At 36.6% G+C, this 25,488-nt stretch carries 21 protein-coding genes (1 of these 21 only partly in view); 9 read left to right on the forward strand and 12 right to left on the reverse strand.

What is annotated here, in order from left to right; all coding sequences use genetic code 11:
• The 3 genes from EHR01_RS00895 to EHR01_RS00905 all read right to left on the reverse strand — a co-directional run.
• A protein-coding gene (locus tag EHR01_RS00895) for a hypothetical protein (protein ID WP_135692674.1) crosses the window boundary here: on the reverse strand, positions 1 to 1,018 show its 5' portion. The gene continues 161 nt to the left of window position 1, outside the view; the window shows 1,018 of its 1,179 coding nt (coding positions 1–1,018); the start codon lies at positions 1,016 to 1,018; its stop codon lies beyond the left edge, outside the window.
• Positions 1,019 to 1,084: 66 nt separating this feature from the next.
• Entirely contained in the window at positions 1,085 to 1,549 is a 465-nt protein-coding gene (locus EHR01_RS00900) for an AgmX/PglI C-terminal domain-containing protein (RefSeq protein ID WP_135692676.1), read from the reverse strand.
• Positions 1,550 to 1,580: 31 nt separating this feature from the next.
• Entirely contained in the window at positions 1,581 to 2,495 is a 915-nt protein-coding gene (locus EHR01_RS00905) for an FG-GAP repeat protein (RefSeq protein ID WP_244309934.1), read from the reverse strand.
• Positions 2,496 to 2,879: 384 nt separating this feature from the next.
• Between EHR01_RS00905 and EHR01_RS00910 the strand changes: the two genes are divergently transcribed.
• Both EHR01_RS00910 and EHR01_RS00915 read left to right on the forward strand, forming a co-directional pair.
• Positions 2,880 to 3,638 carry a helix-turn-helix domain-containing protein gene (locus EHR01_RS00910; protein WP_135692680.1) on the forward strand — a complete coding sequence of 253 codons (759 nt, stop codon included), beginning with the start codon at positions 2,880 to 2,882 and terminating at the stop codon, positions 3,636 to 3,638.
• A gap of 61 nt (positions 3,639 to 3,699) precedes the next feature.
• Complete coding sequence (locus EHR01_RS00915; protein WP_135692682.1) at positions 3,700 to 5,676, forward strand: AMP-dependent synthetase/ligase; 1,977 nt, start codon at positions 3,700 to 3,702, stop codon at positions 5,674 to 5,676.
• Between the two features lie 63 nt (positions 5,677 to 5,739).
• Here EHR01_RS00915 and EHR01_RS00920 read toward each other — a convergent pair whose 3' ends face one another.
• From EHR01_RS00920 to EHR01_RS00940, 5 genes are read right to left on the reverse strand one after another with little or no spacing between them, the layout of a single operon-like run.
• Positions 5,740 to 7,131, reverse strand: coding sequence for an ankyrin repeat domain-containing protein (locus EHR01_RS00920; RefSeq protein ID WP_244309935.1), 1,392 nt, complete (start codon positions 7,129 to 7,131; stop codon positions 5,740 to 5,742).
• 8 nt (positions 7,132 to 7,139) lie between these two features.
• Positions 7,140 to 8,042, reverse strand: coding sequence for a DUF4436 family protein (locus EHR01_RS00925; RefSeq protein ID WP_135692686.1), 903 nt, complete (start codon positions 8,040 to 8,042; stop codon positions 7,140 to 7,142).
• The gene (locus EHR01_RS00930; protein ID WP_135692689.1) at positions 8,039 to 8,407 is read right to left on the reverse strand and encodes a hypothetical protein; all 369 of its coding nucleotides are present in this window, start codon (positions 8,405 to 8,407) and stop codon (positions 8,039 to 8,041) included. Before EHR01_RS00930 ends, EHR01_RS00925 begins: the two co-directional genes overlap by 4 nt.
• Positions 8,407 to 9,783: a tetratricopeptide repeat protein gene (locus EHR01_RS00935; protein ID WP_135692691.1), complete on the reverse strand. Its 1,377-nt coding sequence runs from the start codon at positions 9,781 to 9,783 to the stop codon at positions 8,407 to 8,409. The genes EHR01_RS00930 and EHR01_RS00935 overlap by 1 nt, the downstream gene beginning before the upstream one ends.
• A 9-nt stretch (positions 9,784 to 9,792) precedes the next feature.
• The gene (locus EHR01_RS00940) at positions 9,793 to 12,579 is read right to left on the reverse strand and encodes a M16 family metallopeptidase (protein WP_244309936.1); all 2,787 of its coding nucleotides are present in this window, start codon (positions 12,577 to 12,579) and stop codon (positions 9,793 to 9,795) included.
• A gap of 205 nt (positions 12,580 to 12,784) precedes the next feature.
• Here EHR01_RS00940 and EHR01_RS00945 point away from each other — a divergent pair, with 205 nt between their 5' ends.
• The 7 genes from EHR01_RS00945 to EHR01_RS00975 all read left to right on the forward strand — a co-directional run bounded on the left by EHR01_RS00945 (position 12,785) and on the right by EHR01_RS00975 (position 19,179).
• On the forward strand, positions 12,785 to 13,291 hold the full coding sequence (locus EHR01_RS00945) for a DUF2569 domain-containing protein (RefSeq protein ID WP_135692695.1): 507 nt from the start codon (positions 12,785 to 12,787) through the stop codon (positions 13,289 to 13,291).
• A 311-nt stretch (positions 13,292 to 13,602) separates the two neighbouring features.
• Positions 13,603 to 14,595 carry an alpha/beta hydrolase gene (locus tag EHR01_RS00950; protein ID WP_244309937.1) on the forward strand — a complete coding sequence of 331 codons (993 nt, stop codon included), beginning with the start codon at positions 13,603 to 13,605 and terminating at the stop codon, positions 14,593 to 14,595.
• Positions 14,596 to 14,608: 13 nt separating this feature from the next.
• The gene (locus tag EHR01_RS00955) at positions 14,609 to 14,965 is read left to right on the forward strand and encodes a YciI family protein (RefSeq protein WP_135692697.1); all 357 of its coding nucleotides are present in this window, start codon (positions 14,609 to 14,611) and stop codon (positions 14,963 to 14,965) included.
• 24 nt (positions 14,966 to 14,989) lie between these two features.
• Complete coding sequence (locus EHR01_RS00960; protein WP_135692699.1) at positions 14,990 to 16,213, forward strand: RNA polymerase sigma factor; 1,224 nt, start codon at positions 14,990 to 14,992, stop codon at positions 16,211 to 16,213.
• Between the two features lie 110 nt (positions 16,214 to 16,323).
• Positions 16,324 to 16,902, forward strand: a complete 579-nt coding sequence (locus tag EHR01_RS00965) for an RNA polymerase sigma factor (RefSeq protein ID WP_135692701.1) — start codon at positions 16,324 to 16,326, stop codon at positions 16,900 to 16,902.
• Positions 16,903 to 16,912: 10 nt separating this feature from the next.
• Positions 16,913 to 17,473: a ClpP family protease gene (locus EHR01_RS00970; RefSeq protein WP_135692704.1), complete on the forward strand. Its 561-nt coding sequence runs from the start codon at positions 16,913 to 16,915 to the stop codon at positions 17,471 to 17,473.
• Positions 17,474 to 17,589: 116 nt separating this feature from the next.
• The gene (locus tag EHR01_RS00975; protein WP_135692706.1) at positions 17,590 to 19,179 is read left to right on the forward strand and encodes a hypothetical protein; all 1,590 of its coding nucleotides are present in this window, start codon (positions 17,590 to 17,592) and stop codon (positions 19,177 to 19,179) included.
• Between the two features lie 47 nt (positions 19,180 to 19,226).
• Here EHR01_RS00975 and EHR01_RS00980 read toward each other — a convergent pair whose 3' ends face one another.
• From EHR01_RS00980 to EHR01_RS00995, 4 genes are all read right to left on the reverse strand, one after another.
• Positions 19,227 to 19,910 carry an SH3 domain-containing protein gene (locus tag EHR01_RS00980; RefSeq protein ID WP_135692708.1) on the reverse strand — a complete coding sequence of 228 codons (684 nt, stop codon included), beginning with the start codon at positions 19,908 to 19,910 and terminating at the stop codon, positions 19,227 to 19,229.
• A 174-nt stretch (positions 19,911 to 20,084) separates the two neighbouring features.
• Entirely contained in the window at positions 20,085 to 21,371 is a 1,287-nt protein-coding gene (locus EHR01_RS00985) for a TolC family protein (protein WP_135692710.1), read from the reverse strand.
• Positions 21,358 to 24,477 (reverse strand): efflux RND transporter permease subunit, encoded by a 3,120-nt coding sequence (locus EHR01_RS00990; RefSeq protein ID WP_135692712.1) that lies wholly within the window; start codon positions 24,475 to 24,477, stop codon positions 21,358 to 21,360. Before EHR01_RS00990 ends, EHR01_RS00985 begins: the two co-directional genes overlap by 14 nt.
• Positions 24,477 to 25,430, reverse strand: a complete 954-nt coding sequence (locus EHR01_RS00995) for an efflux RND transporter periplasmic adaptor subunit (RefSeq protein ID WP_135692714.1) — start codon at positions 25,428 to 25,430, stop codon at positions 24,477 to 24,479. Before EHR01_RS00995 ends, EHR01_RS00990 begins: the two co-directional genes overlap by 1 nt.
• Between the last annotated feature and the right edge of the window lie 58 nt (positions 25,431 to 25,488).

Here is a 25,488-nt window from a genome sequence, read left to right on the forward strand (position 1 = left end):
AGGGATCTTCCTCTTCTGAACCAGGAAAGGGTGCCACAAAGTTGATGATCAAAATTTCATATTCAGGGTACTCAATCGTAAAACTACGAGCAAGGGCATCTAATTTTGCTCGGCCTTCTACATGAATTCGAGTAGTTTTTGGCTCAAAAATCTCACTGGCGAGAAATGAAAAGGTTTTGATTCGAGGTGGAGATTCTTTTCGTTCTGTTTTTTCGATCGTTTGGACATCTGCAGCAACAATTGATTCATCAGTGTTAGAACCTAATGAAAATTGTTTTCCAAATCCTAGACTAACAAAACTTTCTTCAAAATTGCCTCGGTTACGGAATGTATAAGCTTGGGCTTTATAATCTACAATGTAGGTATTGGTAGTTAAAGCTTCTAAAAAAAGGAAATACGAGGATACAAAATGGTAACGTAAACCAATGCCAGCGAACAAACGTTGCACATTTCCACCTGCCTGGCGTTCGTTTCCAATTCCTCCGCCAAAACGGAGATAAGGATCGAAAACAGAATTTGGTAAAAAATGAATTCCAAAATCCAAATTCCCTGTTGTGATCGAAGAAATTCTTTGGTCTTTTCGAATTAAAAATGAAACTAATTCGGCTGAAAAGAGACTATCACTTATGGAATTTGAGGAATATTGGCGTTGTAATTGGTTTCCCATTAAAAGCACAAAAGTAGGTTCCAACTGTCGTAAGTTGGATGCTTCTATCGATTGATAAACACCCGTTAGTCCAACTGAAATATATTTAAATAATGCATATTGCACTCCCACTTCACCCAAATGGCTGTTCAATTGGATTTGGTCGGAATTGTATTCGGTAAGACCATAAAAATAAAGGGCTCTTGCTTCAGGGCTAAGGCCATCGCGAAACGTTAAATACGATGGGAAATTATATGTTTCCGCATAACGTTCTAAACTTCCCGAAGACATTCCCAGACCATAAGATCCAGAACCAAATAACATGAGATTGCCTTTTTGAAATCCTTCTGCAGATAAGAATTGGGGAATCAAAAATAAAAAAATCCACCTATATTTCCACATGGGGCAATTCTTTGAAAATCGTTGGCATTACTCAACTTATTTTGGAAGATTCACTTCTTTTTTAAAGAAAAATGTATATTCTGCGTAGGTGTTATGTGATCTTTCTGGTGGAGGAGGAAATTCCCAAGAACTGATTTCTTTTTGGATGCAATGAATGAGTAAATCTGATGTAAAATCGGATTGGATGAGTTCCACTTTTATGGGAACTCCATCAGGTTCGATTTGCCAATCAAATTGGATTTTGCCTTCTTCGATTTTTGGATTTGTTTCTAAGTATAAATTATAGCAGATTTGGATATTACGTTTGTGTTTGGTGATGGTAAAATTCACTTCTCGTTTGTGGTAAGCTGAGAGTCCTTTTTGATCTACTTCCATTGAAGTTTTTGTGAATTGATTTCCATTTCCATTTGGACGGAGGAAAAGAAAATACACAATGCTTAAGATAAGGGTAGTCATTGTGACAAGAAGGATTTCTTTTTGATAGGGAATCTGTTTTTTCATTTATGAATGTAATTTATGTTTCAAATCCGTTTTACTTTCTAAAAAACACAAAGGCTGCACCAGACGATAAAGATGAATTGTTTATACTGGCAGTAGGTCCATTGGTAATTGTATTTTGATTGCTGTCCTCTAGGTTCACCCCAACGACAGCAGTGTCTCCTGAAATAGAAATCGCATTGCCAAATCTGTCTTCGACATCGGCATTGGGAGCTTTGAGATAAGCACGAAATGCACAAGTGGAACCAGACCTTTGGAATACATAAACCGCACCTGAATTGGATAGGCTATTGTCATCGTTTGGGTTCGTACCATTTGTGACCGTTGTTTGGTTATTGTCCTCAAAAATAGATCCAACTAAGATTGTATCCCCTTCGATAGCAACTGTGTTACCAAAACGATCGTCTGCTCCTAGATTGGGAGGTTTTAGGTAAGCTTGGTGGCTCCAAGTAGAACCCGTTCTTTGGAACACATAAGCGGCGCCTGCTATGCTAGCTGAGTTGTCGGAGCTGGCCATAGTTCCGTTTGTAATAGTGGTCTGATTGCTTGCTTCGGAAAATGCACCGACTACTATGGTGTCGCCATCGATCGCAACCGCATTGCCAAACTGATCACCACTTTCTGCGTTAGGTGCCTTAAGGTAGGCTTCCTGTGCCCAAGACGAACCGGTTCTTTGGAAGACATAGGCAGCACCAGAAGACGATGCAGTGTTGTCTGTACTCGCTGTGGGTCCATTTGTAATTGTCGTTTGGTTACTTGACTCACCTGCAGCTCCCACCACGATCGTATCACCAGAGATGGCTACGGAATATCCGAAGCCATCATTTGCTTCTGCATTCGATGCTTTGAGATATGCCTGTGTTTCCCAGAGTTTTGGTGAATTACCAACACGGAATCCGCAGAAGGCAACAGGAGTTTCCGATAAGGAAGAGAGTAACAAGGCCTCCATGTAACTCTTTGATTTTTGATCACAGGGGTTATTTAATGTTAATGGATTGCAACTAACGTAAAAAAGAAGGAGCAATATACCTGTGATTTTTCTCATCAAAAACGAACGAAGCATGAAATTTTCTTTCCTCATTCCATTCCGCAGGTTTGGTTATCCAGATGCAAAATTGCTAACATTCGTTAAAGAATTTTTTCATTCAATCAAAGTTAGCAAGTATTTTCTTGTTTTTTTGATAGTATGAAAAATATTTTTTCTAATTTATTCGTGTGGGAACTGTTTCATTTACATTTTAGGAATGGAAATGTTTTGATGACCATCTTTTTTTTTGTTTACCACATATTATATTTCCCTTACTGATCTCTTTGTGTCTCTGAATATAAATTTATGAAACAATTTTTGATTTGGGAAGATTTTGCTACATACCGAGGTGAGGCATTTTCAACCCATCGGCATAGTCATTTTTTTATACAAATTAGTTTGCCAGATTCAGGTTTTGTTGAATTGCGAACGTTAGATGGTGAATGGAAGTCATACAATGTTGTCTGTATTCCTTCGGGTGTAAGTCATGAAATGAGGGGTGGGGAAGGTAATCTTACACTTCTTTATTTGGATCCACTAACAACCGGATATCAACTTTTTCATGAAAGAAGTTTGGCCTCAAAATATTCAGCATTTGAGGTAGGTGACGTGTTTACGGAAACTCTGAAACATCAGATAAGCGAAATATTAAAAACATCGAATAGAGGTGTTCGTAGAGAAATTCTCGAAATGATAAATAAAAATTTTGATAAACAATCAAATCGCAAATTGGATCCACGCATTCAAAAAAGTATCAAAGATGTAGAGCTTGATCGGTTTTCACTTTCTCATTTAGCAAAAGAGGCTTCTTTATCCGTAGAAAGGTTTCGTCATCTTTTTCGTCAGGAGACAGGTGTTCCTTTTTCTGCTTATAAACTTTGGCTAAAAACAAAAAAGGCGGTCGACTATTTAGCAAATCATCCGCATTTATCAAATGCTGCTTACGAGGGTGGTTTTGCTGATCAGTCTCACTTCACTCGTATTTTTCGTCGTTCTTTTGGTGTTGCTCCTTCCGATTTTACAAAAAAGAAAGAAGCTTTTCAGGCCATTTTCTTTTCGAAGTAGCCGTTGCGTTCAAGACTACTTTTTTATTTCTGATACTCTTGCGAGTATTGGGGAAAGAAAAATGGGTTCTAAAATTACAGCAAAAAATCTAGCGGAGTTATTTTACGATAGTGCCAAGCAGTTTGGAGATTTACCAGCGTTTGGAACCAAAAACAAAGAAAAACAATTCACTACAATTAGCTTTCAAGATTTATATGAAACTGGAGTATCGCTTGCAACCGGCTTAATAGATATCGGTTTGAAACCGCATGAACATGTAGCAGTTCTATCTGAAAATCGAAAAGAATGGATTATTTCTAATTATGGAATTATACTTTGCGGTGCTGCGGATGTTCCTCGTGGTACGGATGTTACAGATGGTGATATACAATACATCCTATCTCATTCGGATGCAAAGATGGTCTTCGTAGAAAACGAAGTAACTCTAGGGAAAGTTAAGAAGAATATTTCCAAACTACAAAATATAACACATATGATTGTTATGGATGGCGAGCCCGATGTATTGAATACGCAAGTCCATAGTAATGGTGCGGAAAAATCTGGTCCAGGGAGTCCTTTGTATCCAAGGATCTTGAGTTTGAATGATCTTCTCGAAAAAGGTAGGCGGTTGCGAAAGTTAGGTGATCGAAGAGTAGAGGAAAGAGCGAATGCGATTCAACCAGATGACTTATTTACGATCATCTATACTTCTGGAACTACAGGAGAACCGAAAGGGGTAATGTTAACTCATGCGAACATGATATCGCAGTTAAGGAACATACCCATAAAGATTGGACCGAAAGATCGATTTTTATCGATTTTGCCTGTATGGCATAGTTTTGAAAGAGTTTTTCAAATGGGAACAATTGCGATGGGTGCCACTCAATATTATACAAATGTAAGAAATATCAGAGAAGACTTGATGATTGTAAAACCTACTTTTATGGCTTCAGCACCAAGACTTTGGGAGAGTATTTACCAAGGGATACAGTCGAAGATCCAAACAGGTTCAGTTATAAAAAAAGTTTTATTCAAATTAGCGTATGGAAGTGCATTAAAGATCCAAAGATCAATTCAATTTTTAAAAGGTAATCGTTTGGATCTTCATGGAAGAAATGTTTTTCAATCGATATCGCTCGCTATTGTTTCCTTAGTCTCGATAGCAGGTCTTTTTTTACCGTATCTCATCCTTGATTTGATTGTATTAAGCAAACTTAGATTAGCTACAGGTGGGAAACTAAGAGGTTCAGTCTCTGGCGGTGGATCCTTACCCTTTCATATTGATGAATTTTTTAATACCATTAGGATTCCTGTATTCGAAGGATATGGATTGACTGAAACATCTCCAGGACTTGCATTTCGTACAGAAAAACATCTCGTTGTGGGAAGTGTAGGGCAAATATTTCCTTACACAGAAATTTTACTGAAAGATATTGAAACCGGTAATGTCATTTATCCTCCGAAACAAGGAATCAAAGGAGAGATTTATGTAAGAGGACCGCAAATTATGAAAGGGTACTACAAACGACCTGAAGCAACTGCAAAAGTTTTATCAGATGATGGATGGTTGAACACAGGAGACCTTGGGATCATGACGTTTAACAATACACTTAAAATTGTTGGAAGAACGAAAGAAACGGTTGTACTTCTCAATGGTGAAAATATTGAACCAGTTCCCATTGAAAATAAACTCATGCAATCACCTTTGATAGACCAAGTAATGGTTGTGGGACAGGATCAAAAGTATTTAGGTGCATTGATTTTACCGGCACTTGAAATGTTTTCGGAATACGGATCCACTTATGAACAATTGGCAACGAATCGAATAGTAAAAGAAAAGATCGAACAGGAAGTAAAAAATCTGATTCGCACAGAGAATGGATTTAAAAGTTTCGAAAAGATTGTTGAGGTGCGACTCCTTCCTAAAACTTTTGAAGTAGGTGAAGAGTTGTCTGCAAAACTATCTGTCAAAAGACATGTAGTTGCAGAAAAATACGAATCGCTCATTCAGTCAATGTATGATGGAAAATCCCAAATGCAGATACTCGTAAATCGGTAGATTTAGCCAAACAAAATGAGATCTTTCCGTATCCAAAGTATACAAATAAAGTAAGTGGTTATTTCACTTACTTCTGTTTTTAATTAGGTCAGCAATATGGTGGTGGCCGTGGGCTTTTGCAACATCTATTGGTGAAATTGTTCCCGGTATATCTGTTAGGGCACCTGCGTTTAATAAAGTTTCCACAACTTCGGTATAACCATCTGATGCAGCTCCATAAAGGGCAGTGGTCTTATACTCTGTAACCGCATTCAAGTTTACTTTTTGATCGATTAGGAACTGAACTACTTTTGCGTGACCACTGCTTGCTGCAGATATCAATGGAGTCCAACCATGTCGAGATTGAAGTTCTGAATCAGCCTTGAATTCTAACAATACTTTTACGACATCTAAGTGACCTTCGTAACACGCTTTATGGATGGATGCTCTTTTGTCGTGACCCTGCAAGTTTGGTTCCGCATGATTTTCTAATAGTTTTCTTGCTATGTTTGCGTAACCTTCCTGTGCTGCTATGAAGAGTGGACTATAACCATCACGAGTTCTGAGATTCGGATTTGCTTTTTTACGTAAAAGCGCGGTGACTATCTCCAGGTCTCCTTCTTTGGTAGCATAGTGTAGTGCTGTATAACCAGTATCATCTTGAATATCTGGATTTGCTCCTTTACTTAGGAGGTATTGGAGGGATTCGGAATGTCCGTTCATAGCAGCAAAGTGAAGTGGAGAAACGTTACCATTTTCTATTAATTTGTTTGGGTTTCCACCTAATTCAACTATGGTTTTCATTAATTCCAAATTACCATTCAGTGCTAATAAATGTAATAAACTAAATCCATCTTCGTCCAATACTTCGATAGAGGCTCCATTTGTTATAAGGTATTTAGCAAATTGAAAATTTTTCTTTCTGATTGCATTAACTAATGGTGCAGTTCCTTTGTAATCCTTCGGATCAAGTAAAGATCCATGTTTAATTAGGAGTTTTAATACATTGATATTACCTGTATTATTCGATGCGGCGTAGTGAATTGGTAACTTAAACTTTTTATCTCTTTCGTTTGGCGAAGCACCAGCATCTAACAAAACCTTTGCGCAATCAGTATAACCATGTAAACTCGCAATATGTAGAGGTGTCATCCCTACATTGTTTTTTACATTTAAGTTGGCTTTGAACTGAATTAGTGTTTTTGTTTGTTTCGCATCGCCAAGCAAAACAGCTTCGTGTAATGCAGTGCCTCCACGATCATTGATAGAATCAACGCTTCCTGGATTTTTTACAAGGTATTCTTGAGTGGAATACCAATCACCTGCTTTTACGATTTGTGTTAAATTATCCTTGGCAAGAGTTGGCTTAGGAGCTGAAGCACAATTTAAAAAAATCGATAATAGGATTATTTCTGTTAGTTTGCAGAATACAGTCCTACCATTCATTCTTAGGCAGTAGGGTAGGGTTTTTCTCATTGGACCATTCATTGTTTTAGATCTGTTGTTTCCTTAAAAATGTGCCAGTAAATCAGCAGGATCAGCAGTGAAACGGTTGTTAAACCAAGGGCCCAGAAAAAGGAAAGATAGTCCGAGAGGACTCCAAATCCAGGAATTCCTGGTTGTGCATTTCTGAGAGCAGGTAAAACAAGCACCAAAATTGACAGGAACAGCAATTCATAGACTTGGATTGCCTTTTGATAAAGTAGGATTCTTGTTGTAATAAGGATTGTTGTAAGCCCGATAAAAAACATCATCACCATCATAAATACGGAAACAAATTGATTGCTTTTGGTTCTTACAACCTGAATCAAACGATCCACATTTCCGCTGGTTCGATCGCTCCAATAGTCTTCTACTGGCTTTTCAAAGAACTCGAGTTTATAACTGGCAATTGGCGATTGCATATTTAACACAATTGGAATGCCAACAGTTTCCAGATCCGAGATTTTTTTGAAAAAACCTAAACTGAGAGTGGATTGAAAGGTATCAAAAGGATAATCTGTGATTGTTCCAACCAAAGGTAAGGTAATTAGTATTTTGCGGATTGGCTGTTTTGCTTTGAATACAAACTCTTCATTACTACTGTATGAAATCAATCTAAGTTCTTCGTTAGGTGTGTCGGATTTACGGTTTAGAGTTAACTCTTCAGCAAGAAAAATTCTTAATTCTACTTTTGCTTCTCGTTTATCAATTTCGATGGAACGGACATCGGCAGTGATCACTGATGTTTTAATATGATCAATATCTACGTCGGTAAATGAAGCAAAATCTAATTTGTCTTTGATAAAGTAGCGAACACTTGCCAAATAACTTCCTGCAATCAAAACAAGAAGAAAAAATATCAACTGAAATCGATTTGACGAAACTAAATTCTTGATGGGAGTCATGAAAGATTTGTCCAGGCAAGTGATAATAAAGTGAATAAAGCAAGGAAGAAAATAAAACCATAAAAGTACAACTGCATCGTGTACAAATTGGTTGTGGCTTCAAAGGCAGCAAGTAAGTCTTCTATTGTTGGATTCTCAAGAGTAGAAGCTTTTTTAAAAAGAATTGATACCCTAGTTGTCAAATATCCTAAAATAATTTGAAGGATTCCTTCGAAAATGTTTCCGTAATTATCTTTGATCGTGACTAATCCACCGATTAAGTATAAAACTCCTAAAACAATAAGTATTTTTCCGAATAAACTGATTCGAGAGGAGAGTTTGTTTAAGATTCTGTTTTTGCTAATTTCTAATTGCTGTTGTTCCATTATTCTTTTTCCTTCATGAGTCGTGTACATGCTTGCAAGAGTCCTTGTCCTCCGTTGCACGCTAAACCTAAATATTTGATTCCTTCACTTCTGTTTCCTAAAAGTAAATTTGCTCTTCCGATCGAATAGGAATTTTGGTGAGAAACTACATTGTCTCTTTGGCCGGCATAAGTTTCGCTGTTTTCTGCTTCTAAATGATATTCTCTAGCTTTTTCATAGTTCCCAGCTAGGAGATAACTATCACCTAAATGAGAAAGCAAACGATAACTAGGAGTGAATTTTTCTTTGCAACTTTCCAGAAGTTTGATTCCTTTTACCGAATCTTCGTAATAGGCATAATTGTATCCATATTCGATGCAGTAATCTAAACTATCAGGTTCCATTTCTGCTGCTAATTCAAAACTTTTTAGCATTTTCGGTGTTAGATTTTCTTTCCAGTTGTCATAATAACTTAAGCCTAGTACGTAGTGATACAAACCGATATCATTTTTCTTTTGTGTCATCTCTAGGGCCAAAGGTTCAATTCGTTGTATATGGTCTCTTCTGTAGGCAGGGGAGTGAACCCAATATTCGAAAAGTCCATGTTTTGATAATAGTTTTTCTTCTTTTTCATGGGCTTCGTAACTTCTTTGAAGAAGAGAATATGCTTCACTATCTAATGCATATTTTGATTCTGGGAAATTTAGTGAATTCCTTAATTTAACGAGCGCTAAACCGACGAAACATTCTTCGCGGTCATTTTGCAATGAAATGCATGTTTTGTAAGATTCTTCTGCATTAACATAATCGTTGGCATAAAAACGTAAGTTGCCTTCAAAATTAAAAAATTCAGCGGTTCGAGGGTCGTTGTAGAAGGAAGAACCTTCCATTCCAGTTGCAATATTATAATAACTTAATGCTTTGTCGTACTTTTCGTTCCATATTTTTGAATAGAGATTGTAGTCATATTCCCAATATTTGAAGACCATTTCTTCTAATTTAAAAAGTTCCAGACCCATACGAATATGAGATTCAAAAATTTTGTTTTGGAAAGGGAAGTTTCCTGTTACATCATTCTCAAATCCTTTTGTGAAATATTGGATGGCTAATTCCGGGTTTTTTTCTAAGTCTAAATAAAAAAGACCAAGTTCCCAGTTTTCTCTCACCAAACTTGGAGTAGATTCAATTTGTTTGAGGAGTTTTGATTCATAAGATTTTTTTTGGATGTATAATCCATAATCTTTCGCCCAACCAATTTTGTCGAAAATTCCAAATGAATGGTCTAAATCTAAGTTTCCTATGTTGAAAAAAACCAACTGGAATGCCACTACTGCCTCTAAAAAGAGGATTCGAATGTGCTTATATTCTTTACTAATCATTTTGAGTTGGGTTATCATATCTATCTCCTATCTACCAATGATTGCCGATTCATTCAGTTCCTCCACTCTTCCGAGTGGTTTTAAACTTTGGCGATTAAATTTTTTAGGATCTCCAATGAGAGAGATTTGGAAGGAGCTTGCCCCTGTGATACTTTTTGTAAAGCCGATAAAATCTTTCCATTGGATTTCGTTTAAGGATTCATACATCCGTTTGTCTAGATCCTCAGTCAATCCCAAACGAGAAGATCGGATAAACTCATCGATCAAATAACTATGTGATTTTCGAATCGTACTTGCGGAGTGGAAGGCGGAGATCTTTGCCTCGGCAAACCTGCGTTCTGTTATATTGGGAGACTCAATGCTATTCTTTGCATCATACAAACAATTTGTTAGTTTGTCTGCTTGGCAGGAAAGGTTTGCAAGCCATAAAACGGGTTCTTTTTCAAATTCAGGCATACTGATGAATACATCAGCAGCATAAGCATTTCCAGTCTGTTCTCTCATTGTAGTAAAAAATGGAGAAGATAACCCCGCATACAATGAGTTATAGATTGAAAAATGGGCTAAATTGACTGAAGAGGGTAAAAATACGGTAGAAAAATAAGTGAGTTCTACATGAGGTCTTTTTCTTGGAAGAACGTAGAATGTTGTCTCAGGGTTGGTTCTATATTGTTTTTTTGACAAAAGACTTGGATCAATGGTTTTCGGAAGATTCGTGTATTCGCGAAATACGTTATTTTCAAGTGTATCAAAATCTAATTTACCATAATAAGTAATTTTAGATCGATACTTCAGAAGATCACCTAAGAGATCAATTGCGTCGGAGGATTTGAATTTTTCTAATTCAGTGCGATTTGCCTGGAAAAACCTTAAACTATTTTTTCCAAATAGAGAGTAGTTGTGAAGTGCTGAATCGATTTCGCTTTCTTCTTCCTTTTTGAGTTCAGAATATTGAAGATGATTGTTTAGAAGTTGGTCCCATACTTCTTTGGAAGAAGCCACCGATTTGATTGAATGCTCTAATAATCGAAATGAAGAAATGAATTGTTCGTCTTCACCTTCCATAACAATCTCTAGTGCTTCTCCATTTGACTCAATAGAAACAGAACTACCCAAAAGATAAAACTTTGTCGAAAGAGCACTTGCTGTGTATAAATCGGTGCCCAAATGTTTCCAGTAATCGATTGCGATACCCAAATAAGGGCTAATCCAGGCACCTTTTTCAATGATCATTTTGAATTTAAACAAAGAGTTTTCTTTGTTTTTTTGGTAAATGATTTGGTTCCCGTTTGGGTATACCTTTGATTCGATTAAATCGAAATTTGCAAACTCGGGCGTAATAGAATGATCTGGTTCTGTTGAAAAATCTTTTTTGAATTTTGATTCTTCTTCTTTGCTGAATTCCAATTTGGATATAGGCGGTTTTGTTATGTATACAAAGTTTGAAGGTCCAGGAATGGTTTCTATTGATACAATGTTTTGATTTACGAAATTTTTTACAAACTCGCTTAAGTCTTCAAGTTTTGTTTCGTTGATCGATAGAAACTTTTGTTGTAATTTTCCATAACCCCAGTTTGCTAAAAATGCTTCAGAGATTTCGTTTAAACGAAATTCATTATCATCTTTCTTTTTAATTAAGTATAACCTTTGGTTATTTTTAACGGATTGAAACATTTCCTCTGTAATATCGGAACTTTCAATTTTCTGAAATGCGGACAGAATGTATTCTTTTGTTTCTTTTAAAGATACCCCTTTGCTTGGCTCTACCCATATATTGATTAAAAAATAATCCTTCCATTCTGTTGTTGATACCGATACGGAATTTGCTTTTTGTGAGTAAAACAAACTTTCGTCTAATAACCCGTTATAACCATTTCCCAGTAGTAATGCGATGGTATTTGCCTCTGCAAAAATTTTGGGAGATTGTTTGGGGATTTTGATCCCAAAGAGATATATCTTTTTTTTAGAGTTTAATACAATTTGATTTGTAGATTCTTGTGGTTTGTGTTCGGGGATTTTTAATTGAATCGGTTCCATTTTTGATGGTATGGTGCCAAATGTCTTTTTGATTTCCTCTAGAACTTCCTTTGGATTGATATCCCCAGACATACAAATTGCCATTTTGGATGGAATGTAGTGTTCTTTGTAGAATGTCTGAATTTTTTTTAAGGATGGGTTTTTTAAATGTTCATCCGTTCCAATGGGGATTTTTTCTCCATAAGGATGGGAGGGAAACATAATCTTAAAATACTGTTTGAATAAATTTGACTGAACGTTTGTGACTCTTAAATTCCTTTCTTCGAAAACTGATTCTAGTTCGGTATGGAATGTACGAAATACCGGGTCTTTGAATCTTTCCCATTCTAAACGTAAGAAGTTTTTAATCTGATTGGCAGGGACTGTTGCTACATAGTAAGTTCTATCATTAGATGTGAATGCATTAGAATGGAATATTCCCATGAGGCTTTGTATTCTAGAAAACTCATTTGGAATCACAAACTTTGCAGCTTCAAGAGAAAGTTTATCAATGTTAGAATAAATATGTTTGCGCTGAGTTTCGTTTGTTGTTTGGCGATAATCTTCGTATAAATTTTCAATTTGGTCCAAAAGAGGTTTTTCACGTAAATAATCGGTCGTACCAATTTGACTCGTACCTTTAAACATCAAATGTTCTAAATAATGGGCAAGGCCAGTGGCATCGTTCGGATCATTGGCAGAACCGGCATTGACTAAAATGGAAGTTTTGACAACTGGTTCATTTGAATTGACACTGAGGTAAACGGATAGGCCATTTTCTAAATGATACTCATGCACATAAAATGGCTCTGAAAAAAGTTGGAGCAAGGTGTTGCAGCGAAGTTGCAATAAGGCGATAAAAAAAACTAAGTATTTATATTTGCGGTGAAAAAGAAACATTAGGATTGGAAAATTAAATATTTTAGTATTTTAAATCAAGAAAAAAGTGTTCTTTGGTCATATAACGCAAATCAGTTTTTTATAGAAAGTTAGGGGGTGGTTTATGAGTATAGAAGAAAATTTGAAAGGGCTAAAGGGGTGGCTCTTCCTCGTTGGGTTGGGTCTCATCGTTTATCCCGTAAGACTTGCCTTTGTTATGGGGCCTTTATTTTATAATTTGCTGACTGATGGAAGTTATGAATACCTTACCACTCCTGGCACAGAATCCTATCATCCATTATGGAAACCTCTATTAATTTTTGAAGGAACTTTCAATTCGTTGATGATCCTGTTTTCTTTTTTTCTTACTTATCTGTTTTTTAAAAAACATTATCAATTTCCTAAAGCTTATATTGTTTTTACGATTCTTCCTGTGATTTTACTGCCAACTGATGCCTGGCTTGGTTCTCTTGTTATAAAGGATGAACCGATGTTCGACTTAGATACTTCAAAAGAAATTGTTAGGTCTATCATTGGTGCTGTCATTTGGATCCCCTACATGTTTTTTTCAAAAAGGGTAAAGGCCACTTTTGTAGAAGAAAGACCAGAGGCCGCAAAAACAGAACTGTAGTTTATACCTAAAAGCTCCATGCCAAAACTTGCCTGAACTGATTTTAACAAGGGTTTGATGGTTTTTCTTTTTTTGTAGATGGGGGAGGCAATGAGACATAATCTTTCGGGTGGGTTGTCAAACCCCCACCCGAGTTAGGGTGGAGGGGAGTGGTTCGTGGGAAGGTGCGCTCCCCCTCCTAACACAATCCCTCATTTCTCGCAAGACCCTTCCTCAAATTCTAAATTTTATTCTTAATCTTTTCACCTTTTTGCACCACGGTTGTCCCTTTTTTTCATCTTCATTTGATCTAGAGAGGAAAGGAGATGGGAATGAACAAAAAACAAACAGAATCGGAACGGCGGGGGATACAGAGAATTCTTTGGGGATTGAAATGGTTTTCTGTCCTTTTATTTTTGGTGGTTCCGGTTGTATTCATTATTGGGGTTTGGTCGGCAAGCGATCAGATTTTGTTTCCCAAATGGAAGGGGATCACTAAAGACTTTCGGGAATGTAGTTTGGATGGTGAAACGGTTTGGGGGAAATCTTGTGGAAACATTCGACTAACGAAAAGTTTGTGGTTCCAAGAGATTTCGATTCCGTCTTTAAATGGGTATGACTTACCAGGATGGTTTGTCCCAACTCGAAAGAATGGGATATCTTTGCATAAGGGAGTGGTTCTTTTTATACATGGAGGAGGATCTGATCGGAGGGAGTTTTCAAGATTCATTCCTTTTTATCTTCATCAGGGCTTCGATGTTTTTAGTTTCGATCTTTCGTGTCATGGTGAGGCACCTTGTCGTTTCCCAGGTTTAAGTTTTGGAAGTCGAGAATCTCGAGATGTTTTATCTGCCTATTTGTATTTTAATCAAAAATATAATAATATTCTAATGGTTGGGTCTTCGGTTGGAGCTTCTTCGATATTGATAGTCCTTCCGTTATTAAAAGGTGTCAAAGCGGTGGTTCTCGAAAACCCGGGTTTAAGTTTTGAAAGATTGATTTTGGATTCTCCCGAATCTAGTGGTTTACCAAATTGGATGGTAAAAACATTGGTTGGTCTTGTATTGAGTCGGGGCAAATTTGATTCTTTGGCAAGTCCGGAAAATTCTTTGCCTTTTGCCAAAGATGTGCCGCTATTGTTCATTCATAGTAGAAAAGATTCTATTGTACCCTATCAACATTCGGAGTCTCTTGCAAAACTTTATTCAGGTCCAAGTGAAGTTTGGATTCCTGATTTTGGTTCTCATGGTTTGATTTGGGATACAAATCAATCTGAATATGAATCGAAGGTAAGAAAATTGATTCAAAGAAATATTAAACAATGAAACGGAGATAAAAATGGAAGATTACTTAATTTTAATGCGTTTAGATCTACTCACAAAAGAAGCACAACCTTCACCGGAACAATTGCAAATCTATATGAAACAATATCAGGAATGGGTGAATGGGATTCTTTCCCAAAAAAAATTCAAATCAGGAACTGCTTTGTCTACGGAAGGGAGAGTGATCAAGTCCAATCAGATCATGACAGATGGACCATTTGTCGAAACAAAAGAATCTCTTGCTGGTTTTATCATTATTTCGGCAGATAACTTCGATGATGCCGTTCAAATTGCAAAGGATTGCCCCATTCTAATGGGTGAGGGCAATAGTGTAGAAGTCAGGAAAGTGATGGGAATTCATAAACAAGAATAACAAATAGAATATTCTTAAATTCTTATGAATCAATCAGATGTTTTACCTCACCTCTTTCGAACTGAATATTCAAAAATCATTTCTGTACTTTGTAAACAGTATGGATTCAATCAGATTGAAATTGCTGAGGATATAACAAGTGAAACTTTTTTGGTTGCATCGCAGGTATGGGGTCTAAATGGAATCCCAGAAAACCCTATAGCCTGGTTGTATGCAGTTGCCAAAAATAAAGCAAAGAATCTAATCCATAGAGATTCAATATTTCAGAAAAAGATTCTACCAACTTATCAGCGAGACCAAAAAGCATTCGAAGTCGAATTGGATCTTTCAGATGAAAATATCATGGATAGCCAACTGCGTATGATCTTTGCACTTTCCCATCCAACAATTCCTTTGGAATCGCAAATTGGTTTATCCCTCAGAATTTTATGTGGATTTGGAATTGAAGAAATTGCGAGGGCCTTTCTTTCGAACCGAGAAACGATAAGCAAACGACTCTTTCGGGCAAAAGAAAAGTTAAGAGAAAATAATATTACACTGGATTTCCCTCCGCCAAATGAGTGGGAAGAAAGACTAACATCTGTCCTTCGGACCATTTACCTTTTGTTTAATGAAGGTTATTCCTCACAAAGCCAGGATAGAATTTTAAGAAAAGATTTATGTTTAGAAGCAATCCATCTTTCTTCTTTACTCCTAGAATATAAAGAAACCAATACCTCCGAAGTGAATGCTTTGCTTGCTCTTCTTTGTTTCCATATTTCTAGATTTGATGCAAGACTGGATTCGGAAGGGGAAATTGTTCTTTATGGTGATCAAGATAGATCTCTTTGGAATGAAGACTTTATCAAAAAAGGAGAGTATTTCCTCCATCAAGCAAACCAAGATCCAAAATTTTCCAAATACCATTTGGAAGCCAATATAGCTTATTGGCATACTCTTCCCGATGGAAGTGAGAAAAAATGGGAGACAATTTTTCAACTTTATACTGGCCTTTTGGAGTTAGAACCATCGCAAATCATTTTATTGAATCGCGCCTATGCTCTGTTTCGTGCCAAAGGGAGAGAGGCCGCTCTTAAGGAAATGGATGGATTGGATTTAAAATCAAATCCCTATTATTTTTATCTTTTGGGCGAATTGTATTTGGGGATAGAGCCAAAAAAAGCAAAGGATTACTTCCGGGAGGCATTTTCTTTTGCGAAGACGGAAGCAGATAAGTCGGCGATTCAGAGGAAATTGGACCTAATTTGAGGTTTCGGTTTGATGAGAAAAAATCCAGGTGGGAAACCGATTTAAAAAAAATAAAGGATTCCTATCTTTTTTTTTGAACCAAATTGAAATGGGCTGGGACTTTTAATTGTATGAATGACAAATCCTATATTGAACTTTTAAACCAAGCAAAGTCTGGTGATCTTCGTGCTTGGGCAGTGTTACAAAACCGGTTCTCTCGTTTTGCGGTCAAATTTGCGTCAAAGATTATCGGTGATGAGGATCTTTCGCAGGATATTGCTCAGGAATCATTTTGGGATTTGTATCAAAATTTGGAAAAAATGACAAGCCCGGTAGCATTTCCTTCTCATTTGAAAAGAGCAATCATCAAACATAGTGACCGCATTTTGAGAAAGAAGGAAAATCAGAATTTAGTTTTTGTCGATCCGAATCAAATGGACCAAAACTCAGAAGAATTACATTCCACCTATTTTGAAAAAGAATGTTATGAAACGATTTTTCAAAATGTAAAAAAACTAGATCCCGATGATCAAAAGTTAATCGAACTCTATTACTATAAAAACTATTCGTTAGTTGAAATCTCAAGATCGGAAGGAAAAACTTTATCTTTCATCAAAAAAAGACATTTATACCTCAAAAAAGTTCTCCGCAACGGAATTGGTGAAACGTTCCGACCAGAGGCACACTCTCAATTGTTGATGGTAGCATAGGAGGAATCATTTGGAAACAACTCAAGTATATTCAAATGGGCAAATTGAAAATGTGTATCTGGAACAAAGGAAAGTATTTCTCTGGGGCGAGGTCAACGATAACTCTGCCAGATATTTAATTGATCGTTTTTTATATTTAGAAGCATTGGATCCAACAAGGCCAATTACCTTATATATCCATTCTCCTGGAGGATCAACTTATGCAGGTTTGGCGATATTGGATGTAATGAAAAACCTCCATAATCCAGTTTACACCACTTGTTTAGGTATGGCAATGTCCTTTGGTGCCGTTTTGCTTCTTTCGGGAACGAAAGGATACCGTTATGCTTATCCGCATAGTAAAGTGCTCATCCACCAACCGCATGTGATGGGAGAGTTCAAAGGACCCGCAGAAGACATTCGAATTTTTGCCGAGTCTGTCCGGAGAGAAAAAGATTTGTTAAACGAAATCATGGCAAAGGCAACAGGCCAACCATTAGAGAAGATGATGGAAGATACGGAAAGAGACACTTGGTTTTCCGCAAAAGAAGCCATCGAATACGGTATCATCGATAAAATCATAGGAGCCTGATTTGATTCTCAGTTTTTTTAGATTCAAAATCGGAAAGAACCAAACTCTAAAAAATTAGGAAAATCCATATTTTTTGGAATCTTTTTTCAAAGAGTTCCTATAAAATCAGATTCCCTATGAAACATCTTTTTTTGGTTTGTCTGATTTTTTGTTTTTGCCCAGTTTTTGCTGTGGATAAAGACATTTGGACGCAAGCAGATTCTTTGATGAAACGAAAGGATTTTAAGGCTGCTTTTAAACTCTCCGAATCCATCATCGAAAAAGAACCGGAAGATGTTTTTGGATGGCAATTGCGATTGAATTCATCCTCCCAATTGGCAGATACCAAAGGTAAGTGGCCGAAGGAATGTGTTTCTTCTGCTTTGAAATATGCAGAGATTCATAAACCAGAAGAAGTTTCTAGCTTAACAACCGCAATCTGGTGTTTGAATCCTGAAAATCAATATTCTAAAATGGTGGAATTGATTGCAAAAGTCATTCCGTATGCAAGGGCCAAAGTTGGGGACGGAAATTATGCACTTCTTATAAATATTTTAGCAGTCGCCTACGATCGGTTAAATGACCAGAAAAATGCTCGTTCTATCTTGATGCAAGGCCTTAGAGATTTGAGTGGGACACCGGCTGCTTTACATACAGGATACAATTTAGGGGATCTTTTTCGAGATGAAACAATGTCTTTGGAGGAAAGAGAAAGTTGGCATAAACTTTTTTCCGAATATCTTTCTAAAGATAAAAAGGATCATCCGCTGCTTCCTTCCATCGCATGGAATACTTCTTTACTAACGGATCTTTATGTTTCGAAAAAAAAATATCAAGACGCTTTTGAAGTAGTTTCCCTTTTATATCCCGAGATGGATACACAACTGCTTGGTCATTGGAAATTTTTAAGAGACCAACTGTACATCAAGTATCTTGGTCTTAAATTTAAAACCAAAAGGCTTAAGATACCTCCACGAAAAACTTTGAAGATGGTGTTTTTAGTAATTCCAAAAACACGATTGAAAGGAGATTTGCCATCCCAAGTAGCAAAATTTCAAAATTTAGATTCTGATTTGAATCCCAAAGATGTTTCTGATCTCCTTTTGAGTTTTGAATATTTTAGAGACTCATTTGAAGACCTTTCCGAAGGAATCCATTGGGATCATGAAGTTTTGCAAACCAACTCAGAAATTCAAAATACAAATTGTATTGATGATCGTTTTCGTTTTGTGATGCAACCTTCCATTGGTTCCATTGTTCCCCAACTTTCCGAGGACCAACTGAAAACCATAAAGGCAGCAGATGGTGTCATCGTAGTTTGGCCAGGCACTCGCCAACCGGATGGAGTGCTCATCACCAATGGAGGTGGGACAGAATGGAATTATGGAACTGAGACAGATCCGGAGGTTCGTTTGACTATTCTCTCGGATTCAAATAAAAAAATTGCAAGTGGTAATCATGCCAATCATCCCATCTTTATCTATCATGAATTGTTTCATGTTTTAGAATGGGCGTATCACCAGTTAAAATTCCCCAAAGACAACCATCCTTACCAAAGAAGAAAAGTTTGGCCTTATGATTACCAAGGTGAAACGGAATGGGATTTTTATTCAGAAACTTTTCAAAAACGAATGAAAAAAGAAGACAACCTAAATCGTGTTTATTGGCAAGGCAGAAAAGAAGGGTTTTATGGTATCCTTGTGAAAGAACAAGGGAAATCAAAGTGAATTGGAAACATCCACTTCCTTAAAAGTAAGGAAGTGGTTCAAATGTTTTAGTCTCCACCTTGGATAAAAAAAATCATTTTCCAGTTTTTGTTTTTCTTTGAAAAACCAACACGATGGTCCATGGGGCTTCTTACGTATTGTTCACAAACATATCCAACTTGTCCGTCGGAAATGCAAACCTTATTCCAATTGCAGGGTTCGTTCGGATCAGGTTTTAGTGTTTCATCATATTCGTTTTTAACAAACTCCCAGCTAAGCTGTGTTAGGACTGCACCCTTTTTGGATGGTTTGTTCCGAATATTGACAGTGTTTCCTGTGATGAGCGAAAAACTATATGAATCAACAGATTCTGGAGTTTGAGTAAACAAAAATGGAGCTGACCAAATATTATCTTTATAAGCAAAACCAAGATTGACGGTTTGCGAAAAAACGTTCCAAAAATCGGATTTTTTTGGATTTTTATCCAAATTCCAATACTTAAAAAATTTTGTTTTTCCCATTCCATCTTCAGAAAAATCAAAAGAAATTTGTGGGTCCACAATGGATTCTATAAACTTTATATCTTTGTCTTGGATTGCTTTTTCTAACTTTTGTTTGAAGGAAAAAAAATCTTTATCTTCTCTCGATGTATCCGTTGGTTTTAGAAAAACCGGATCAAAAGGTTCGCAAGGTAAAATTTGAGAAAAAGTCGAGGTGAGGATGATGGATAGAATGGAAATTTGAATTTTCATTTTAGTTCCTGATGTCCAAGTTTTTTGATTGCCCATAATGCCATATGACTTGAGCAAATAGCAACCAAATTTTCTATACTGAGTAATAAGTAATTCAGATTCCTGGTTTTGACCCGGTGGAGGATGAATCAAACTCGGATTAAGAACCTTAGGTTATTCATTTAACTTGATTTTTCAATTCGGTGCGTAATCAAAACCGGCAATGTACTTTAAATTTAATAATGCTCTTTCATATTCTACTAAAGCATCAATGTATTTTAATCTCGTTTCGTTATAGGATCTTGTCGTATCTAAAAACTCAAGTAAGGTGGATCCACCACCTTTATATGCTAGTTCTACAATTTTGACAGCTTGTTGTGACTTTAGTAAAGATATCTGACGCATTTGTTCAAGAGCATCAAACCTAACTTTTAATTCCTCTTCGGTAATTGCCATTTCTTTGGCTAAGTTCAAATATAATTCTTCGCGGAACAACGCAGCTTGTTTTCTGGCAGATTGGCTTTTGGCAATTTCACCTTGGTTTCTGGAAAAGACAGGCAATTCTAAATTAGCGGACATTCCATACATAAATTGATCTTGTTGGACGAGCGAATCAAATAGTATACTGACATTGGGGACTGCAATTGCTTTCTGTAGTTTGAAATTCGCTAAAGCAACATCTTCAGCATTTGCAAGGGCTAAATAGTCAGGTCTTCCTTCTGTAGCTAGTTTTAATAATCGATCTGAATCAATTGTAGGTAATTGTTTTAAAGAATCTAAATTTCCAGATAGGATAATATCCATCTCACTTGGATTTAAACCTAAAACAACAATGAGTTCATTTTTTAGTTTTAAATAATCAACTTGGGCAGATACTTTTGCAACTGCATATTGATCTTGGGCTACTTCCGATCTTAGTAATTCTAATTTAGATATGTCCTCTTTTTTAAATCTTATTTTGTTAATTTCTACAATATTGACGAGGTTTTTATGATTTTCTTCTGCCAGTAGATATCTTTCTCTAGCTGCAAGAGTAGCGATAAACAAATTTCCTGTACCCAAAGATATTTTGCGGAGCGATTCTAAATAAATGAGTTCCTCCATTTTTAATCGTTTGTTTGCAACATTGATCCTTTCCTCTCGTTTGTTTTCTGTTTCATAAATAAAGCCAAAACTTACACCATATTGATTTCTATTAGGGTCAAATTCTTTTGAGGTAGGGTTGTAAGGTAAAACATCTGCAACAATATTCAAAAAAGGATTAGGGCGAAGCCCCGCGGTAATTCTATCTGCTTTGCTGTATTCAATTTCGTATTTTGCTATTGCCACTTGTTTGTTGTTTTGAAGTGCAAAACGGATGGCTTCATCGAATGTGAATTCTTTTTTCGATTTTTCTTTCGCTAGAATTGGTAAACAAACAAAACAACAAGTTAAAAAAATACAAACAATTGAATAAAATAAATTACAATTAGATTTGCGCATGGCGTAATTTTCTTTGTTCACTTAGGTAACAGAGTAGGGGAATGGTGAAATTTCCTATGATGAGAGTAAATAACAAACCACCTACAATCACAGTCGCCATTGGTCTTTGTATGTCGGAGCCAATTTCGTTAGTTAACATGGCAGGGAGTAAGCCAATGATCGCGGTAGTGAGTGTTAAAAACCTTGGACGGAACTGGATCTCTGAAACATGGGAAATTAATTTTTTAAGGTCTTCTTCTGTTTTAATTGGGGAATTTTCTTTTTCGTGATTAAAATTAGAAACAAAGAGAACCCCTCCCATAATGGATATCCCGAAAAGAGAAATAAGCCCAACACCTGAAGATACGTTAAAGTGCATTCCTCTAATCAAAAGAAAAGAAAGTCCTCCAAGTGCAGCAACGGGTATACTCGACATCACCAAAAGACTATCGGAAATATTGTGGAACATTAAGTATAGTATAAACAAAATAATCGCAAATGTAAGAGGAACAGCAACCATCAAACGTTTACTTGCTCTTGTTAGGTTTTCGAATTGCCCTCCCCACTCTATCTCAACATCGGCAGGTAGTTTGATTTGATTTGCCACGATTTTTTTTGCTTCGTTTACAAATCCACCTTGGTCTCTTCCTTCGATGTTGATCCAAACAGATACCATCCGATTTCCGTTTTTCCGAGCAATTTTTGCAGGCATTTCTTTCAGTTCTAATTTGGCTACAGAAGATAATGGATATTTACTTTCATATTTACTTTTGATATTAATATTCCCGATTGAATTCACAGACGTTCTATACTCTTCTGGATATCGAACTGTGATATTATAAATATGATTATCTAGGTAAAGTTTACTAATCTCTTTGCCACCAACAGCAATTTCCGTTATATCTTGGATGTCAGAAAAATTGATTCCTGCCCTTGCGGCAGCTTCTCTATCAATTGAAATCACTAGTTCCGTATTTGGTCCCTCTTGTTCGATCCCAATGGCAGAGACACCATGAATCTTTTCCAAAGCAGACTCAATTTCCGTTGCTTTTTGCCAAAGGACAGAAACGTCCCTACCTGAAAGTTGGATCGATAGGTCTGCCGCTGATCCTGTCACAGCTTCCGCGACGTTGTCAAGAATGGGTTGAGAAAAACTAAACTTAGCACCGGGAACAATACGTTCAAACTTCTCTTTGATTCGTTCGATCATTTCAGATTTTGAACCAACTGTTTTCCATTTTGAATAATCTTCTAAGGTTATCAAACCCTCAATTCTATTGGGACCAAATGGATCGGTTCCATCATCGTTCCTTCCTGATTGAGTAATGATTACCTTGGCCTCTGGAAATTCTCCAACTGTCTCTCTCAACAAGTTGGCTACGTTTGCAGTCCTATCTAAATGAATTCCGGTGGGTAATTTGCATCGAAAATTGATTGCACCTTCATCTAATTCTGGTAAAAACTCTGTTCCAAGTCCTATGAAAACAAAAAACAGAAGTGTTGCGACAACGATATAAATACGAATACTTATTTTTTTTGAGTGGTCTAGAAAAAAATGAAGAAACTGAAGAAAGTAAGCTCTTGCTTGCGTAAGAATAAATAGTTCTTTTGTTTGGCGGCGATGTTCTTCATTAAAAAAACGAGAAAAAATAACCGGTAATACCGTTAGAGAAAATAACAAAGCACCAATGAGTGTGAATGCCAAACCAAAGGCCATTGGTTTAAATAGTTTTCCTTCCACTCGTTCAAAAAGAAATATCGGAAGATAAGCACAAAGGATGACCGCGATAGAAAAAAAAACCTCTTTTTCTGTATGGTCAGAAGAACGTAGGATTATTTCGTCCAGTGATAATTTCTTTTTTGATAACGAAGAAATGGCAATGGTTGTTATGATTCCTTCTATAATCACAATAGAACTATCTACAATAATACCAAAGTCGATGGCACCTAGAGAGAGAAGATTTGCAGGAATCTCAATCAAATGCATTAAACAAAATGAGAATAATAAAGAAAATGGAATGGTGACTGCAACTGCTAGGGCTACGCGATAATTACCTAGTAGAAAAATCAAAACAATCATCACGATTGTGATTCCTTCCATCATAGTTCTCACTACTGTTTTTAAAGTATTCGATACGAGTTCTTCTCTATCATATAAAATTCGAAGACGCACACCTTTATTTTTTAAAAAACCTTCCAGGTTTTTAATTCTATCTTTTACTAATCGTAATACCTCTGTTGGATTTTCCCCTTTCCGCATCATGATGATGCCTTGTACACCTGAATTGATTTCTTTGCCTGATTTTAATCGATACCCTAAAATCCCTTTGGGAGGATGCGGAATGACTCGTACCTTCCCGATATCTTTTACATAAATTGGAATGTCTTTTTTCTCTGTAACAATGATGTTTTCAATATCTTTTTCGTTTTCTATTGCACCTAGTGCCCTAACAGGTATCGCTTGGTTTCCATGTTTAAAAATGTTACCTCCTGTATTTGCATTGTTTTCTTCAATAGCTAAGACCAAGTCCCTTAGGAAGACATTGTATTTGTCCTGATTGATTGGATTGATTTCAATTTGATATTCTTTGATATCACCACCGAAGGTAATGACATCAGCCACACCTTGGATTTGTTGGAGCCGAGGTGCCAGCTCCCAATCTTGAATGCTTCGTAACTCCATCGTGGGCATTCCGTCACCTTCAACAGCATACCTGAGAATTTCCCCGACAGGAGAAGTTAATGGTCCAAGTTCAGGAACTTCCGTTCCCTCTGGCAATTGAATGGATTTTAATCGTTCATTGACTTGGTTTCTTGCAAAATATTCATCGGTGTGGTCTTTAAATGTCAAACGAATCACAGACAATCCAAAAATACTTTGTGACCTAGTAGTTGTTAATCCAGGAATACCAGTTAACGCGCGTTCCAAGGGGATAGATACTAATTTCTCAACTTCGGAAGAGGCGCGGCCATCAAACTTTGTAATTACAATAACTTCTGTATCGGATACATCTGGATAAGCATCAATTTTTAAATGTGTTACTGAATAAATCCCAAAAGCAGATATCATTAAAAAACAAAATAATACGATTGGTGAATTTTTAAGAGAAAAACGAATAAATCCCATTAGTAACCGAAACTTAGTCCTTTTAATAATGTTGATCCATGAGATACAACTCTATCGTTAATTTTAAGTCCTGATAAAATCTGTGTATATTCCTCTGTTTCGATTCCCGTTTCAACTTGGATTCGCTGAAAGCTACTAGAATCTACCTGTTTGAAAATATAGCTGTTATCACCGATTAAAATTATAGATTCATTTGGGACTGAGAGTGCTTCAATATTTTCTAGTTCAACTTGTCCAGTGCCAAACATTCCTGGTTTGAATTGGTTACCGGTATTTTTTGTAACGATTAAAACTTTGACTGTTCGACTCACTGGATCAATCACATCGGATATGGAATCAATTCGTGTTTCAAATCTTTCACCAGGAAAGGCAGAAAACTTAATATATAATCTAGATTGAATTTTAACTCGATTTAATTTTGTTTCAGGGATGTCTCCGACGATCAAAATATTTCCTGGTTTGAGTTTTGTTAATTTATCGATCGGTATCCCTTGCATACGAAGACGATTTAAATTTTCTTCCATCGATGCACTCATTTGTTGTAACTGAACATTGGCATCGTTCAATTCTTTGCCAGCAGCCGCTTGGTTTTCCACTAGGTATTTCAAACGAGAATAAGATTTTTTTGCTCCGTAAAGTGCTGCTTTGCTTTTTAAGTATTCGGAATAGATGATGGACTGTTCTTCTGTTTCAAAGTGATAGGAGTAACTTGCCTCTTTGGATGAGACGCAAACCACTGCAATTCTTACGGGAATTGAAAGCCCTGCGCCGAGGTTACGGTATTCTGCGTTGGACAAAGAAATAGTTGATGGAAGGTCACCTTCTGATTTTTTGATAATCTCTCCATCTTGAATTGCATGGAAACTTGCTATACGAGGACGATTCTCTTCAGGTTTTGAGTGGCAGAAAAGGGAAAAAAAGAACAAAAATAAAAGAGCGAGATACTGAGGCATACCGAGACCTTTCCTTACTGTATTGGGTAAGTAGGTGAATGCAACTGGAAAAAGAGGG

This window comes from Leptospira mtsangambouensis (assembly GCF_004770475.1).
GTDB classification, from domain to species: domain Bacteria; phylum Spirochaetota; class Leptospiria; order Leptospirales; family Leptospiraceae; genus Leptospira_A; species Leptospira_A mtsangambouensis.

Bases quoted from the DNA above. Each gene is read 5' to 3' on its own strand.
- EHR01_RS00900 (WP_135692676.1), bottom strand. From the start codon at position 1,549: ATGAAAAAACAGATTCCCTATCAAAAAGAAATCCTTCTTGTCACAATG.
- EHR01_RS00905 (WP_244309934.1), bottom strand. From the start codon at position 2,495: ATGGAGGCCTTGTTACTCTCTTCCTTATCGGAAACTCCTGTTGCCTTC.
- EHR01_RS00910 (WP_135692680.1), top strand. From the start codon at position 2,880: ATGAAACAATTTTTGATTTGGGAAGATTTTGCTACATACCGAGGTGAG.
- EHR01_RS00915 (WP_135692682.1), top strand. From the start codon at position 3,700: ATGGGTTCTAAAATTACAGCAAAAAATCTAGCGGAGTTATTTTACGAT.
- EHR01_RS00920 (WP_244309935.1), bottom strand. From the start codon at position 7,131: ATGAGAAAAACCCTACCCTACTGCCTAAGAATGAATGGTAGGACTGTA.
- EHR01_RS00925 (WP_135692686.1), bottom strand. From the start codon at position 8,042: ATGACTCCCATCAAGAATTTAGTTTCGTCAAATCGATTTCAGTTGATA.
- EHR01_RS00930 (WP_135692689.1), bottom strand. From the start codon at position 8,407: ATGGAACAACAGCAATTAGAAATTAGCAAAAACAGAATCTTAAACAAA.
- EHR01_RS00935 (WP_135692691.1), bottom strand. From the start codon at position 9,783: ATGATAACCCAACTCAAAATGATTAGTAAAGAATATAAGCACATTCGA.
- EHR01_RS00945 (WP_135692695.1), top strand. From the start codon at position 12,785: ATGAGTATAGAAGAAAATTTGAAAGGGCTAAAGGGGTGGCTCTTCCTC.
- EHR01_RS00950 (WP_244309937.1), top strand. From the start codon at position 13,603: ATGAACAAAAAACAAACAGAATCGGAACGGCGGGGGATACAGAGAATT.
- EHR01_RS00955 (WP_135692697.1), top strand. From the start codon at position 14,609: ATGGAAGATTACTTAATTTTAATGCGTTTAGATCTACTCACAAAAGAA.
- EHR01_RS00960 (WP_135692699.1), top strand. From the start codon at position 14,990: ATGAATCAATCAGATGTTTTACCTCACCTCTTTCGAACTGAATATTCA.
- EHR01_RS00965 (WP_135692701.1), top strand. From the start codon at position 16,324: ATGAATGACAAATCCTATATTGAACTTTTAAACCAAGCAAAGTCTGGT.
- EHR01_RS00975 (WP_135692706.1), top strand. From the start codon at position 17,590: ATGAAACATCTTTTTTTGGTTTGTCTGATTTTTTGTTTTTGCCCAGTT.
- EHR01_RS00980 (WP_135692708.1), bottom strand. From the start codon at position 19,910: ATGAAAATTCAAATTTCCATTCTATCCATCATCCTCACCTCGACTTTT.
- EHR01_RS00985 (WP_135692710.1), bottom strand. From the start codon at position 21,371: ATGCGCAAATCTAATTGTAATTTATTTTATTCAATTGTTTGTATTTTT.
- EHR01_RS00990 (WP_135692712.1), bottom strand. From the start codon at position 24,477: ATGGGATTTATTCGTTTTTCTCTTAAAAATTCACCAATCGTATTATTT.
- EHR01_RS00995 (WP_135692714.1), bottom strand. From the start codon at position 25,430: ATGCCTCAGTATCTCGCTCTTTTATTTTTGTTCTTTTTTTCCCTTTTC.